This window comes from Sporichthya sp. (assembly GCF_013815995.1).
GTDB lineage: Bacteria > Actinomycetota > Actinomycetes > Sporichthyales > Sporichthyaceae > Sporichthya.
Map to the genome: position 1 here is coordinate 1 of NZ_JACDFE010000109.1, position 14,260 is coordinate 14,260.

Below are 14,260 nucleotides of genomic sequence, written 5' to 3' on the forward strand. Positions count from 1 at the left end.
CTGCGCGTGAACAACGACTTCCCCAGGCCCTTGATCTGGACCGCCAGCGCCGAGTCGATACTCGCCAAAGTCCGACGCGGACGCGTCGCACTCGAAGTAGTCAGTCAAAACTGAGACACACCACTAGGTTGCGCATATGTCCCACAACGCCCGCGCCGCCGCCGACCGGCTCCGCGCCGCCCTCGACCAGCACCTGAGCGCCGTCGAGGCCCGGTCGGGGGAGCACGACCCGGCCGTGCAGCTCGCCTACAAGGAGCTCCGCGCCGCCGCCGCGGACTACGACCTGGCGCTCTACGACGAGCACGACGAGGTCACCCCGTTCGACCTGCCCGACCCGGAGCCGCCGGTAGACGACGACGACGAGGAGCCCAGCCTGGACCGGCTCAGCCTCCTCGCCCGTTGGGATTTCAGCGTCACCGACGACGCCGTGCTGTTCGCCGCCGCCAGCCGGGCTGTCGGGGAGGAGCTGGACGACCCGGCGATCGCGCTGGCTGCCCTGGTGGCCGCGGTCGGGCACACCCGGCTCGGGACGTCGGCCTCACCGGAAAGCGTCGGCCTGCGCCCGCACGGGCACACCACCTGGGTGCTGGCCACCGACGACGCCGACCCGGACGACGACGACCCGTCCTGGATGGAGGACGCGTTCGGCGGCGCGGAGCCCGAGCTGGTCCTGTGCCGGGTGGAAGCGCCCGTCGAGCCCGACGAGGACTGAGCGAGTTACTCGACGACGGAGAGGTTCGCCTGCGGACGGCGCGGATCGGAGACGTCGTCGAGCGCGATCCGGATCTCCAGTGGCAGCGTGACGGCCTCCGCGGCCAGGGAAGCCTTGAGCTGAGCCGAGGTCCGCGCCCCGACCACGGCCGCGGTGACGCCGGCGTGGTCGCGGACCCAGGCCAGCGCCACCTCCAACGGCGAGCACCCGAGCCCGGTGGCGGCGGTGGCGACGGCGTCGACGACGGAGCGCGAGTTCGGGGTCAGGTAGCCCTCGACGAACCCGCCGAAGCGGGTCGAGGCGGCGCGGGAGTCGACCGGGGTGCCGCTGCGGTACTTGCCGGTGAGCACGCCACGGCCGAGGGGGGACCAGGCGAGCACCCCGACGCCGAGGGCGTGCGCGGCCGGGAGGCCCTCGGTCTCGACCCCGCGGTTGAGCAGCGAGTACTCGACCTGGTTGGAGATGACCTGCGCCCCGGACGGAGAAGCCAGCTGCAGGGTGGCGGCCTGCGCGAGCTGCCAGCCGCCGTAGTTGGAGACGCCCACGTAGCGGGCGCGCCCGGAGCTGACGGCCTGCTCGAGCGCGGACATCACCTCGGCGGCCGGGGTGGCGCCGGAGTAGACGTGGACCTGCCAGAGGTCGACGTGGTCGGTGCCGAGCCGGGCCAGCGACGCGTCCAGGGTGTCGAGCAGCGCCCGGCGGGAGGTGTCGAGGATGTTGTGCCCGTTGCGGTGGGAGATGCCGGCCTTGGTGGCCAGCACGACGTCTTCGCGCGGGACGGTCTTGCCCAGCAGTTCGCCCAGGATCTGCTCGGCCTTGCCGTCGCCGTAGACCGCGGCGGTGTCCACCAGCGTGCCGCCGGCGTCGCAGAAGCCGGCCAGGATCTCGGCGGCCTCGTCGGGGTCGGTGTCCACGCCCCAGGTCATGGTGCCCAGGCCCAGCCTGGAAACGGCCAGCCCGCTACGTCCGAGGTGGCGGTATTCCATACCGGGTCCCATGGTCAGGAAGGCTAACGGCCCGGCCGGTCCACCCCGCGATGGCGCGCGGATAGTGTGCGGCGAGGCGACCGGCCCGAATTGGCACTGGTTGGCGCAGAGACTGGTGGGAACGGGGAACTCGCGTGCGGCTCGGACTCAATCTCGGCTACTGGGGCATGGGCAACAACGCGAGCAACCTCGCCTACGCCCGGGAGGCCGACGAGCTCGGCTACTCCGTGGTGTGGGCCGCTGAGGCCTACGGCTCCGACGCCGCGACCGTGCTGGCCTTCATGGCCGCCCAGACCACCCGGATCGACATCGGCGCCGCGGTCTTCCAGATCCCGGCCCGCCAGCCCACGATGACCGCGATGACGGCGGCCACCCTGGATTCGCTGTCCGGCGGCCGGTTCCGGCTCGGCCTGGGCGTCTCGGGCCCGCAGGTCTCCGAGGGTTGGTACGGGGTCCCGTTCGCCGCGCCGATCGGGCGCACCCGCGAGTACATCGAGATCGTGAACATGGCGCTGCGCCGCGAGGAGGTCGTCTACTCCGGCAAGCACTACACGCTGCCGATCCCGGACGGCCCGGGCAAGAAGCTGACTCTGATCATCCACCCGGTCCGCGACGCGGTGCCCATCTATCTCGGCTCACTCGGCCCGCAGAACCTGCGCCTGACCGGGGAGATCGCCGACGGCTGGCTCGGGCTGTTCGCCGACCCGCAGATCCTCGGGCCGGTGCTCGCCACGATCGCCGAGGGCCGGGCCAAGGTCGGCAAGACGATGGACGGCTTCGACGTCAGCCCCACCATCCCGCTGGTGGTGGGCGACGACCTGGCGGCCTGCGCGGACGTCACCCGGCGCCAGACCGCGCTCTACATCGGCGGCATGGGCAGCCGGGACAAGAACTTCTACAACGACCTGGCCTGCCGGATGGGTTACGAGGCCGAGGCGACCGCGGTCCAGGAGCACTACCTGGCCAAGCGCTACAAGGAGGCCGAGGCCGCGCTGCCCCAGGAACTGCTGGAGCGGATCGGGTTGCTCGGCACCGTTGACCGCATCGCCGACCGGATGCGCGAGTACGCCGCCGCCGGGGTGAACACGATCAACGTGGCGCTCTACCACCAGGCCGCAGCGGGCAGCGACCAGAGCGTGCTGCGCACCGCGGTCGAGGCCCTGGAGAAGTCGGGCGTAGGGGAGTAGATGGCCCACTGGCTGCAGGCGGTCTTCCTCGGGGTGCTGCAAGGACTGACGGAGTTCCTGCCGATCTCCTCCTCGGCGCACCTGCGGATCTTCCCCGACATCTTCGGCTGGAAGGACCCGGGCGCCTCGTTCACCGCGGTGATCCAGATCGGCACCGAACTCGCGGTGCTCCTGTACTTCCGCAACGACATCGCCAGGATCATCAAGACCTGGACGCTCTCCCTGTTCAAGCCGCAGTACCGCGGTGAACTCGACGCCCGGATGGGCTGGTACTGCATCGTCGGCACGATCCCGATCGGCGTCCTCGGCATCTTGTTCAAGGACGACATCAAGACCGGCGCGCGCAACCTGTGGCTGACCGGTTCGATGCTCATCATCTTCGGCCTGGTGCTCTACGGCGCCGAGAAGATCGCGACTTTTGAGCGCGACCTCAGCCAGTTGACCATGCGCGACGGCGTGCTCGGCGGACTCGCGCAGGCCTGCGCCCTGATCCCCGGCGTCTCCCGTTCCGGCGCCACCATCTCCATGGGTCTGACGCTGGGTCAGAAACGGGAGGCCGCGACCCGGTTCGCGTTCCTGCTGGCGATTCCCGCCGTGGTCTCGGCCGGGCTGTTCCAGCTCTCCGACGTCGCCGACGGCGACAGCCCGTACTCGGGTGGGCAAACGGCGCTGGCGACGGTGATCTCGTTCTTCGTGGGCTACGCCGCGATCGCGTGGCTGCTCAAGTACGTGGCCACCCACACCTACACCCCGTTCGTGATCTACCGGATCGCGCTCGGGGCGGTGGTGCTGATCCTGGTCGCCTCCGGAGTGCTGGAGGCCAAGAGCGACATCGAGTTGGCCCCGCCGACGGCGCCGGTCGCCGTCATCGGCGCCGTCAACTAGCTACTCTCGCCACCGTGCCCACCGTTCTGCTGCTCCGTCACGGCCGCTCGACGGCCAACACCTCCGGCGTGCTTGCCGGCTGGACCCCCGGGGTCGCCCTCGACGACCGCGGCCGGGAACAGGCCGAGGCGATCGCGCTGCGGCTGGGCGGTCTGCCGCTCGCCGCGATCGTCGCCAGCCCGCTGCAACGCTGCCAGGAGACGGTCGCGCCGCTGGTCAAGAAGACCGGGCTCAAGCGGGTGACCGAGAAGCGGCTCGGGGAGTGCCGCTACGGGGACTGGACCGGGCGCAAGCTCTCCGAGCTGTTCAAGGAGCCGCTCTGGAAGGTCGTGCAGGCCCACCCCAGCGCCGCCGTCTTCCCGGGCCCCGAGGGCGAGTCGATGGCCGCGATGCAGGCCCGCGGGGTGGCCGCGATCCGGGACTGGGATGCCCGCATCGCCGCCGAGCACGGCCCAGGCGCGGTCTGGGTCGCCTGCTCGCACGGGGATGTGATCAAGGCGATCGTCGCCGACGCGATGGCCACCCACCTGGACAACTTCCAGCGCATCCTCATCGATCCCGGCTCGATCACCGCCATCAGCTACACCGAGACCCGCCCGTTCGTGCTGCGGGTCAACGACGTGGGCGGCGACGTGGCTGCCTACACCCCGCCGCCCCCCGCGAAGGCCAAGCGCGGACGCAAGCGCAGCTCCGACGCCGTGGTCGGCGGCGGCGCGGGCGCTTGATCCGCCAGGTCAGGCGAGACGTAGGGTTTTGAATCGTGCCCCGTCAGGTTTTCCTCTACGACCCGCCCGAGCGTTTCGTCGTCGGGACGGTCGGTGAGCCGGGTGCGCGCACCTTTTTCCTGCAGGCCAGGGCCGCCGACCGGGTCACCAGCGTCGCGCTGGAGAAGCAGCAGGTCGCACTCCTCGCCGAACAGATCGACAAGTTGCTGGACGAGGTGCTGCGGGTCACCGGCGGCGATGCGCCCGTCCCGGCCGCCACCGACGACCCCGCCGACGACCTGGCCCCGCTGGAGCCGCCGATCGACGAGGAGTTCCGGGTCGGCACCCTCGCGCTGGGCTGGGACCCGGGCTCCGAGCGGCTGGTGATCGTGGCCCAGGCCCCCGGCGAGGACGACGCCGAGGTCGCCGGCCCCGCCATCGACGACGACGACACCGTGGACGGCCCCGACGTGCTCCGGGTGCGCCTGACCGGGGAGATGGCCCGCGCGTTCGCCAAACGGGCGAGCTCGGTGGTCTCGGCCGGCCGTCCCGCCTGCCCGTTCTGCGGCCTGCCGTTGGATCCGGCCGGCCACATCTGCCCGCGGTCCAACGGCTACCGGCGTTGAGTGAGCCCGACTCCCGGACCGACGAGGCCGACGAGGCCGACGAGTCTGGGATCCCGGCCTTCGACACCCCCGATCTCGACGAGGCGGGCCTGCTCGAGCTCCTGACCCACGGCGAGCTCGACGTGATCGGCCGGATGGTCGACGCGTCCAACGCCACGCTGTACTGCTCGACGACGCTGAACGGGGTCACCGCCGCCTGCGTGCACAAGCCGATCGCGGGGGAGCGGCCGCTCTGGGATTTCCCGGACGGGACGCTGGCTGCCCGCGAGGTGGGTGCCTACCGGGTCTCGGCCGCCACGGGCTGGAACATCGTGCCGCCGACGGTGCTCCGGGACGGCCCGTGGGGCCCCGGCATGGCCCAGCTCTGGATCGACGTCGACGACTCCGTCGACCTCGGTTGGCTGGTCCGCGCCGACGACGACCGCCTGCGCCGGATCGCCGTCCTGGACGCGGTGATCAACAACGCCGACCGCAAGGGCGGGCACCTGCTGCCCACCGCTGGGGGCGACCTCTACGGCATCGACCACGGGGTCTGCTTCGCGGTGGAGAACAAGCTGCGCACCCTGCTGTGGGGCTGGGCCGGCCAGCCGCTGCCGGAAGAGACGGTCGAGGTCCTGGAGGAGGTCGCGGCGGAGTGGGAGAGCGGGCTCGGGCCCGCGCTGACCGAATTGCTGACGCCCCGGGAATCGACGGCCACCCGGCGGCGGTTGACCCGGCTGCTGCGTACCGGGATCCACCCCGAGCCGCGGCAGGACGGCTGGCCCGCGGTTCCGTGGCCGCCGTTCTGACCCTGTCCGCCCCGCCAAACTCAAGCGGCTCTGTCGAAATCTAGGGTGACCCCCATGCATGCCTGGCCGTCCGCCGAGATTCCTCGCCTGCCCGGCGAGAGTCTGCCGGTGCAGGTGCGGGACGCGTCCTCCGGTGAGCTCGTGCCGGCCGCGCCCGGCCCCGAGTTCCGGATGTACGTCTGCGGGATCACGCCGTACGACGCGACCCACCTGGGTCACGCCAACACCTACGTCACCTTCGACCTGCTCAATCGGGCCGTTCGCGACTCCGGCGTGGCGGTGCACTACGTGCAGAACGTTACCGACGTCGACGACCCGCTGCTGGAGCGGGCCACCGCCACCGGCATGGACTGGCGGGTCCTCGCCGAGCGCGAAACCGAGCTGTTCCGGGAAGACATGACCGCGCTGCAGGTGCTCGCTCCTGAGCACTACGTCGGTGCGGTCGAGGCCATCCCGCTGATCAACGAGTTCCTCCTCGGGTTGCGCGGTCGCGGGGCCACCTACGAGGTCGAGACCGACACCTATCTGGCGGTGCACGCCGACCCGGCCTTCGGCGGAGTCGCACGCCTGTCCCAGAGTCAGATGCTGGAGCTGTTTGCGGAGCGCGGCGGCGACCCCGCCCGGGCCGGTAAGAAGGACCCGCTCGACGCCCTCGTCTGGCGCGGCGAGCGCCCGGGGGAGCCGGCCTGGGTCTCCCCGGCCGGTCCGGGCCGGCCGGGCTGGCACATCGAGTGCACCGCGATCGCGATGGACCGCCTCGGCGAGACCGTCGACGTGATGGGCGGCGGGCGTGACCTGGCGTTCCCGCACCACGAGATGGGCTCCTCGCACGCCCACGTGCTCACCGGGCACCCCGGCTTCGTCCGGGTCCACGTCCACGCCGGCCTGGTGGGCTACCAGGGCGAGAAGATGTCCAAGTCGCGCGGGAACCTGGTCTTCGTCTCCAAGCTGCGGGCCGCAGGTGTGGAGCCCGCGGCGATCCGGCTGGCCCTGCTGAGCCGGCACTACGGCACCGACTGGGAGTGGACCGATGCGGTCCTGACGCAGGCTCAGGAGCGGCTGTCGACCTGGCGGGCGGCGGTCTCCCGGCCGGACGGACTGGACGCCACATCCACGCTCGCCGAGGTTCGCGCGGCTCTGGCCGGGGACCTGAACGCCCCGGCCGCGCTGGCCGCGATCGATGCCTGGGCGGCGGCGCAAAATGCCACCGGGGGGACCGATCTGGGCGCTCCCGGAATCATTTCCCGGCTGTCCGACGCCCTCCTGGGTGTCGCGCTCTAGCCCTTCGGTGAGGCGGGTCTGATGGCCCTGGCCGGGGCGGATACGAGGTTTGTCCGATTCGCCTCTCATCCTTAAGGGCCATTTAGCTCGGGACCTGGGTCCGCGGGGGCGGCGCCGACGTCAACTGAGGACACGCGAATTGCGTTCTCGTACTGGAGGCCCCGCCATGGCAGTCCGTTCCACCACCGCTCGCCGACTGGCGACCGTGATCGTGGCGACGGCGGCCGTCTCGGCACTGGGCTCCGGCGCCGCTTCCGCCGCGACCAACCGGGCGCCGTCCGCCCCGCAGGTGAGCGCCCCGCAGGTGAGCGCCCCGCAGGTCTCGTTGGCGCAGATCAACAGCCTGCTCCACAACCTTCTCGGCACCGTGGACGGCCTGTTGGGCGACTCCCTCGGCGTCCGGACCGAGCAGGAGATCGCGGCCGATGCCGACAAGCCGGTCCTGGGTAAGACCGTCGACAACCTGACCAAGACCACCAAGGAACTGCCGCTGCTCGGCGGCGTCGTCGGTGGCTTGACCGACACCCTGGGCCTGTCCGAGCCGACCCACGTGTCCGAGGCCCCGACCGTGCCGGCCCCGGCCCAGCCCGCCAAGGGCGGCGGCAAGGTCGACCGCGTCGACTCGATCGCGCCGGTGGGTTCGACCTGGACCATGCCGATGGAGCAGGCGCCGGCCGCCCAGCCCGTCGTGGAGAGCACCGAGAAGCCGTCGCCGGGTGGCCTCGGCGGTCTGATCAGCGACGTCAAGTCGATCTTCCCGTCCAACGCTGCCGAGGCTGCCGCCGTCGGCGCGGGCGCGGCGACCGTCGCCCTGATCGTGCTGGGTGGCATCGCGATCACCGGTGCGGCCGGTGCGGCCAGCGCGGCCGGACGTCGTGGGCTGATCAACGGGTCTGTGGGGGGATCACTGTGATTCGGCGTAACCAGAACGGCGGCCTGTTGGCCAAGCGGTCCACGTCCGACCAGAGCGACGACTACGACCTGTTCGCCGATCACGACGAGGTCAGCGACGAGATGGCCCCGATTGCCGACTCCACCACCGACTCCTCCACGGGCAATGCCGACGAGCTCGAGGACGCGCCCCGCAGCCGTTCCTTCACCAAGCTGCAGTTCGCGCTGGCCGCGCTCTCGGCGACCCCGGTGCTGTTCATCGGTGGCCTCGGTGGCTGGCCGTGGGACAACGAGCCCGCGGCCGCGAACAACACCGTCGTGGCCGGCCACGAGCACTACCCGGCGTCCGTGCAGCTCGCCCGCCTCGGCATCAGCACCGAGCTCGACGCGCTGAATCTGAACCCGGCCACCAACATCCTTGAGGTACCGGCCCTCGGCCGCGCCGGTTGGATCGAGAGCGGCGCGGAACCCGGCGTGCTGGGCCGCGCGGTCATCCTCGGCCGGCGCAGCCAGAGCGGCGAGGACGTCTTCGCCAAGCTGGTCAAGGCCCGGGCCGGCGACAAGATCGTGGTCACCACGCTCGAAGGCAAGACGCTGAACTTCGTCGTCCAGTCCGTCGAGCAGTTCCAGGCCGGTGAGGTGCCGGAGACCCGCGTCTACGGCGGCGGCAAGCAGCAGGCGCAGCTCCGCCTGATCACCTCGACCGGAACCTACAACCAGGCCAAGGGCGGCTTCCCGCGCAACGTCGTGGTCTTCGCCGACCTCGCCAAGTAGCGAACCGTTAGGCGTGTCACGCCTAACGGTTCGTTATCCACAGCTGACGGGGCGTCAGCCCGGACCGAGCGGCCCCTCGTCGCCGTCCCGGCGGCGTAGGTAACGCTCGAACTCCTTGGCGATCGCCTCGCCGGAGGCCTCGGGCAGCTCGGTGGTGTCCTTGGCCTCTTCCAGGGACCGCACGTAGTCGGCGACCTCTTGGTCCTCGGCGGCGAGTTCATCCACGCCGTCCTGCCAGGCCCGCGCCTCCTCCGGCAGGTCGCCGAGCGGGATCGCAACGTCGAGGACGTCCTCGATCTTGCTCAGCAGCGCCAACGTCGCCTTCGGGCACGGGGGCTGGGCGACGTAGTACGGGACCGCGGCCCAGAACGAGGCAGCCGGGAGCCCGACCTGGGCGCAGGCGTCCTGGAAGACCCCGACGATCCCGGTCGGGCCGGAGTAGCTGGACGGCTCGAGGTTGAGCTTTGAGCGCAGCCGGTCGTCGATCGAGGTGCCCCGCACCGGCACCGGCCGGGTGTGCGGAGCGTCGCCGAGGAGGGCGGCCAGGGTGATCACCATGTCGATGCCGAGCGTCTTGCAGCCGGCCAGGATCTCCTCGCAGAACCCGCGCCAGCGCATGTTGGGCTCGACCCCGCGCATCAGCACGACGTCGCGGCCGTTCTCGAGGCGGGCGGCGTAGAACCGCGTGGTCGGCCAGGTGACCCTGGACACACCGGGGGAGACGTCGACCGAGATCGTCGGCCGGTTCACCTGGAAGTCGTAGTACTCGTCCGGGTCCAATTCGCCGATCAGGCGGGCGTCCCAGGCCGTGGCCAGGTGGGCCAGCGCGCCGGACGCGGACTCCGCGGCGTCGTTCCAGCCCTCGAAAGAGGCCAGCAGGACCGGGTCCACCAGCGCGTCGGCGCCGTCGAACTCGATCACGGATGGTCCTCCCCTGACGCGTTCGGCGGTTATTGCGGCGAACCTATCGCGCCGCGCCGATTAAGATGTGGGACCTATGAGCCCGTCCCCGCAGGAACTGCGCGCCGCCCTGGCCGAACGAGTCGTCGTCGCCGACGGCGCGATGGGGACGATGCTGCAGGCCCACGACCTGTCCCTGGAGGACTTCGAGGGTTACGAGGGCTGCAACGAGATCCTCAACGTCACCCGTCCCGAGGTCGTCCGCGCGGTCCACGACGAGTACTTCGAGGTCGGCTGCGACGCCGTCGAGACGAACACCTTCGGTGCCAACTTCGCCAACCTCGCCGAGTACGACATCCCGGAGCGCATCCACGAGCTCTCCGAGGCCGGCGCCCGGATCGCGCGGGAATCCGCCGACCACTGGACCGCGGAGACCGGGCAGCAGCGCTGGGTGCTCGGCTCGATGGGCCCGGGGACCAAGCTGCCGACGCTTGGCCACGCGCCCTACGCGCAGCTGCGCGACGCCTACCAGCAGCAGACCGAGGGCATGATCGCCGGCGGGATCGACGCGGTCCTGGTCGAGACCAGCCAGGACCTGCTGCAGACCAAGGCCTCGATCCTCGGCGCCAAGCGGGCGCTGACCTCGATGGGTGTCGACCTGCCGATCATCGCCCAGGTCACGGTGGAGACCACCGGCACGATGCTGCTCGGCTCGGAGATCGGTGCTGCGCTGACCGCGCTGGAGCCGCTCGGCATCGAGCTGATCGGGCTGAACTGCGCGACCGGCCCGGCCGAGATGAGCGAGCACCTGCGCTACCTGGCCAAGCACGCCTCGATCGGCGTCAGCTGCATGCCGAACGCCGGCCTGCCGGTCCTCGGCCCGAACGGCGCGCACTACCCGCTCGGCCCGGCCGAGCTGGCCGACGCGCAGGCCACCTTCATCCGCGACTACGGCCTCTCCCTCGTCGGCGGTTGTTGCGGCACGACGCCGGAGCACCTGCGCGCGCTGGTGGAGAAGGTGCGCGAGACCGAGAAGGGCACGCGCAAGGTCCGCCACGAGGCCGGCGTCGCCTCGCTCTACGCGCACGTGCCGTTCAAGCAGGACGCGGCCTACCTGGCGGTCGGAGAGCGCACCAACGCCAACGGCTCCAAGGCGTTCCGCGAGGCCATGCTCGAGGCGCGCTGGGACGACTGCGTCGACATCGCCCGGGCCCAGATCCGCGACGGCGCCCACCTGCTCGACCTGTGCGTGGACTACGTCGGCCGCGACGGTGTCGCGGACATGAAGGAGCTCGCGGGCCGCTTCGCCACCGCCTCGACCCTGCCGCTCGTGCTGGACTCCACCGAGCCCGCCGTCCTGCAGGCCGGCCTGGAGATGCTCGGCGGCCGGGTCATCATCAACTCGGTCAACTTCGAGGACGGCGACGGACCGGAGTCGCGCTTCGCCAAGATCATGCCGCTGGTGCAGGAGCACGGCGCCGGCGTCGTCGTGATGTGCATCGATGAGCTGGGCCAGGCCCGCACCGCCGAGCGCAAGGTCGAGATCGCCGGGCGCACCATCGATGATCTGGTCGCCAAGTGGGGCATGCGCGTCGACGACATCTTCGTCGACTGCCTCGCCTTCACTATCGGGGCCGGGCTCGAGGAGTCGCGCAAGGACGGCCTGGAGACCCTCGAAGGCATCAAGCTGCTCAAGCAGCGCTACCCGGCGGTGCAGACCACGCTGGGGCTGTCCAACATCTCCTTCGGTCTCAACCCGGCCGCGCGCATCGTGCTGAACTCGGTGTACCTGCACGAGGCGCAGAAGGCCGGCCTGGACTCCGCGATCGTGCACGCCTCGAAGATCCTGCCGATGGCGCGCATCCCGGAGGAGCGGCGCAACGTCGCCCTGGACCTCATCTACGACCGTCGTCGTCCGGCCACCGACGACACCCCGGCCTATGACCCGCTGCAGAAGTTCCTCGAGCTCTTCGAGGGCGTGGACGCGGCCAGCATGGCGTCGGCCAAGGCCGAGGAACTGCTCTCGCTGCCGCTGTTCGAGCGACTCGAGCGCCGGGTGGTCGACGGCGCCCGCAAGGGCCTCGAGCCTGACCTCGACCTCGCGCTGGCCGAGCGCCCGGCGCTGGAGATCATCAACGAGACGCTGCTCTCCGGCATGAAGACCGTCGGTGAACTCTTCGGCTCCGGCCAGATGCAGCTGCCCTTCGTGCTGCAGTCCGCCGAGGTCATGAAGACCGCGGTGGCCTACCTCGAACCGCACATGGAGAAGGTCGAGGGCGAGGAGTCCGGCAAGGGCTCGATCGTGCTGGCGACCGTCAAGGGCGACGTCCACGACATCGGCAAGAACCTCGTCGACATCATCCTGAGCAATAACGGCTACACGGTCGTGAACATCGGCATCAAGCAGCCGATCGCAGCGATCGTGGAGGCCGCCCAGGAGAACAACGTCGACGTGGTCGGCATGTCCGGCCTGCTGGTCAAGTCGACGGTCATCATGAAGGAGAACCTCGAGGAGCTCGGCCTGCGCAAGCTGGCCGAGAAGTGGCCGATCCTGCTCGGTGGGGCGGCGCTGACCCGGGCGTTCGTCGAGGAGGACCTCGCCGAGAAGTTCAACGGCCAGGTCCGCTACGCCCGCGACGCTTTCGAGGGTTTGCGTCTGATGGACGCCTTCATGGCGGTCAAGCGCGGCGTCCCCGGCGCTGAGCTGCCGCCACTGAAGAAGCGCCGCGTCGCCACCGGCGGTGCCAAGCTCGAACTGACCCCGCTGGACCAGATGCCGGCGCGCTCGGATGTCAGCGTGGACAACAAGGTCCCGGTGCCGCCGTTCTGGGGCACCCGCATCGTCAAGGGCATCTCGTTGGCGGACTACTCGTCCTATGTCGACGAGCGGGCCCTCTTCCTCGGCCAGTGGGGGCTCAAGTCCACCCGCGGCGCCGAAGGCCCCGACTACGCCGAGCTCATCGAGACCGAGGGCCGCCCGCGGCTGCGGATGTGGCTGGACCGGATCCTCGCCGAGCAGATGCTCGAGGCGGCTGTCGTCTACGGCTACTTCCCCTGCTACTCGGAGGGCGACGACCTCGTCGTGCTGCACCACGAGGGACCGCTCGAGGGCCAGGAGCGGCTGCGCTTCACCTTCCCGCGCCAGCGCCGCGACCGGCACCTGTGCCTGTCGGACTTCTTCCGCCCGAAGGACTCCGGCGAGATCGATGTGCTGCCCTTCCATCTGGTCACGATGGGCAACCGGATCTCCGAGGCCGCGAACGAGCTGTTCGCCGCGAACTCCTACCGCGACTACGTCGAGCTGCACGGCCTGTCCGTGCAGTTGACCGAAGCCCTCGCCGAGATGTGGCACGGCCGTATCCGCGAGGAGCTGCACTTCGGTGACGAGGACGGCGATCTGGACGCGATGTTGCGCCAGGGCTACCGCGGTTCTCGCTACTCCTTCGGCTATCCGGCCTGCCCGGATCTGGAGGACCGGGTGAAGATGGTCGAGTTGCTCAACCCGGAGCGGATCGGCGTCGTGCTCTCCGAGGAGCTGCAGCTGCACCCGGAGCAGTCCACCGACGCTCTGGTGGTCCACCACCCCGAAGCCAAATACTTCAACACCTGAGCCACCCAACGTCCGACCCAGCGGTCGTCCTGGAGGACCGCTCAGCCGGACGCTAAGGAGGTGCGGTGCCCGGTCCCGGGAGACCTGAGCGCGTCCGCGTGAACCGCGCTGCGAGGTTCGCCGGCATCGCCGGTCCGGCGGCTTTCGTCGGGGCCTGGGTAGTCGGCGGCGCGGTGAAGGACGGGTACTCACCGGTGTCGGACACCATCAGCCGCCTCGCCGAACAGGGGGCCTCGACGCAGCCGCTGATGACGGCAGGCTTTCTCGGCTTCGGCCTGCTGATGCCGGTCTTCGCCCGCGGCCTCGGCCGGGCGCTGGGCTCACGCAGCGTGCAGGTCGCGGTCACCGCGTCCGCCGTCGGAACCCTGGCCGTCGCGGCGTTCCCGCTCAGCCCCGAGGGCGGGACGACGGTCGACACGCTGCACCTCGTTGCCGCCGGCGCGTCGTACGCCGCCAACGTCCTGGGACCGATTGCGGCGGCGCCGCACCTGCGCGCCCGGACCGCTCGCCTCGGGTCCTATGCGCTCTCGGTGGCGATGGCGGCTGCCCTCGTCGGCAGCCTCGTGGTCGACGATCAGACCGGCCTGCTCCAGCGGACCGGGCTGACGATGTACGACGCCTGGGCGGTCGCCCTGGCGCTCAGCGTGCTGGGGCAACAGCGCCGGCCCGCAGGGCGCAGCTGAGCGACAGGTTTGAAACAGCTGGGACTCGCCTAACGCTCGGGCCCTGTCACCGGTGTTTCAACCCTGTCGCGTAGTTGCGTCTCGCCTCAGCCGCGATGCAGGGGGACGCTAGTGGTCTGTCTGTGAATTAGCGCGGTATGATTGATCATGCCGATCAAGACAGCACCGGCGTTGCCGGTCAGTAGTGAGCAGCGCGCGGAGTTGGCCCGGATGGCGCGGTCCTCGACGCTGCC

General features: G+C 70.5%; 13 protein-coding genes and 1 pseudogene. 12 read left to right on the plus strand and 2 right to left on the minus strand.

Going from position 1 to position 14,260, the window contains the following annotated elements; translation table 11 throughout:
• Positions 1-114 (plus strand): annotated as a pseudogene (locus H0X00_RS23870) (IS630 family transposase); the annotation flags it as partial.
• Between the two features lie 22 nt (positions 115-136).
• The gene (locus tag H0X00_RS13300) at positions 137-712 is read left to right on the plus strand and encodes a hypothetical protein (RefSeq protein ID WP_293771674.1); all 576 of its coding nucleotides are present in this window, start codon (positions 137-139) and stop codon (positions 710-712) included.
• A gap of 5 nt (positions 713-717) precedes the next feature.
• Here H0X00_RS13300 and H0X00_RS13305 read toward each other — a convergent pair whose 3' ends face one another.
• Positions 718-1,698 carry an aldo/keto reductase gene (locus H0X00_RS13305; RefSeq protein WP_367186602.1) on the minus strand — a complete coding sequence of 327 codons (981 nt, stop codon included), beginning with the start codon at positions 1,696-1,698 and terminating at the stop codon, positions 718-720.
• A 134-nt stretch (positions 1,699-1,832) separates the two neighbouring features.
• Here H0X00_RS13305 and H0X00_RS13310 point away from each other — a divergent pair, with 134 nt between their 5' ends.
• From H0X00_RS13310 to H0X00_RS13345, 8 genes are all read left to right on the plus strand, one after another.
• The gene (locus H0X00_RS13310; RefSeq protein WP_293771679.1) at positions 1,833-2,885 is read left to right on the plus strand and encodes an LLM class F420-dependent oxidoreductase; all 1,053 of its coding nucleotides are present in this window, start codon (positions 1,833-1,835) and stop codon (positions 2,883-2,885) included.
• Positions 2,886-3,770 (plus strand): undecaprenyl-diphosphate phosphatase, encoded by an 885-nt coding sequence (locus H0X00_RS13315; protein WP_293771682.1) that lies wholly within the window; start codon positions 2,886-2,888, stop codon positions 3,768-3,770.
• 14 nt (positions 3,771-3,784) lie between these two features.
• A complete protein-coding gene (locus H0X00_RS13320; RefSeq protein WP_293771684.1) occupies positions 3,785-4,495 on the plus strand; it encodes a histidine phosphatase family protein in 711 nt (236 codons plus the stop codon).
• Positions 4,496-4,530: 35 nt separating this feature from the next.
• The gene (locus tag H0X00_RS13325) at positions 4,531-5,100 is read left to right on the plus strand and encodes a DUF3090 domain-containing protein (protein ID WP_293771687.1); all 570 of its coding nucleotides are present in this window, start codon (positions 4,531-4,533) and stop codon (positions 5,098-5,100) included.
• Between the two features lie 50 nt (positions 5,101-5,150).
• On the plus strand, positions 5,151-5,888 hold the full coding sequence (locus H0X00_RS13330; protein ID WP_367186604.1) for an SCO1664 family protein: 738 nt from the start codon (positions 5,151-5,153) through the stop codon (positions 5,886-5,888).
• Between the two features lie 54 nt (positions 5,889-5,942).
• Entirely contained in the window at positions 5,943-7,169 is a 1,227-nt protein-coding gene (mshC, locus tag H0X00_RS13335) for a cysteine--1-D-myo-inosityl 2-amino-2-deoxy-alpha-D-glucopyranoside ligase (RefSeq protein WP_293771691.1), read from the plus strand.
• Between the two features lie 166 nt (positions 7,170-7,335).
• Positions 7,336-8,082 (plus strand): hypothetical protein, encoded by a 747-nt coding sequence (locus H0X00_RS13340; protein WP_293771694.1) that lies wholly within the window; start codon positions 7,336-7,338, stop codon positions 8,080-8,082.
• Positions 8,079-8,834 (plus strand): class F sortase, encoded by a 756-nt coding sequence (locus H0X00_RS13345; protein ID WP_293771696.1) that lies wholly within the window; start codon positions 8,079-8,081, stop codon positions 8,832-8,834. Before H0X00_RS13340 ends, H0X00_RS13345 begins: the two co-directional genes overlap by 4 nt.
• Before the next feature lie 54 nt (positions 8,835-8,888).
• Here H0X00_RS13345 and H0X00_RS13350 read toward each other — a convergent pair whose 3' ends face one another.
• Positions 8,889-9,755, minus strand: a complete 867-nt coding sequence (locus tag H0X00_RS13350) for a PAC2 family protein (protein ID WP_293771699.1) — start codon at positions 9,753-9,755, stop codon at positions 8,889-8,891.
• Positions 9,756-9,831: 76 nt separating this feature from the next.
• Here H0X00_RS13350 and metH point away from each other — a divergent pair, with 76 nt between their 5' ends.
• Positions 9,832-13,344 (plus strand): methionine synthase, encoded by a 3,513-nt coding sequence (metH, locus tag H0X00_RS13355; protein ID WP_293771701.1) that lies wholly within the window; start codon positions 9,832-9,834, stop codon positions 13,342-13,344.
• 98 nt (positions 13,345-13,442) lie between these two features.
• The gene (locus H0X00_RS13360) at positions 13,443-14,027 is read left to right on the plus strand and encodes a DUF998 domain-containing protein (RefSeq protein ID WP_293771702.1); all 585 of its coding nucleotides are present in this window, start codon (positions 13,443-13,445) and stop codon (positions 14,025-14,027) included.
• Positions 14,028-14,260: the final 233 nt, after the last annotated feature.

Excerpts from the sequence above, each read along its gene's own strand:
- H0X00_RS13300 (WP_293771674.1), top strand. The coding sequence starts at position 137 with ATGTCCCACAACGCCCGCGCCGCCGCCGACCGGCTCCGCGCCGCCCTC.
- H0X00_RS13340 (WP_293771694.1), top strand. The coding sequence starts at position 7,336 with ATGGCAGTCCGTTCCACCACCGCTCGCCGACTGGCGACCGTGATCGTG.
- H0X00_RS13315 (WP_293771682.1), top strand. The coding sequence starts at position 2,886 with ATGGCCCACTGGCTGCAGGCGGTCTTCCTCGGGGTGCTGCAAGGACTG.
- mshC (WP_293771691.1), top strand. The coding sequence starts at position 5,943 with ATGCATGCCTGGCCGTCCGCCGAGATTCCTCGCCTGCCCGGCGAGAGT.
- H0X00_RS13305 (WP_367186602.1), bottom strand. The coding sequence starts at position 1,698 with ATGGAATACCGCCACCTCGGACGTAGCGGGCTGGCCGTTTCCAGGCTG.
- metH (WP_293771701.1), top strand. The coding sequence starts at position 9,832 with ATGAGCCCGTCCCCGCAGGAACTGCGCGCCGCCCTGGCCGAACGAGTC.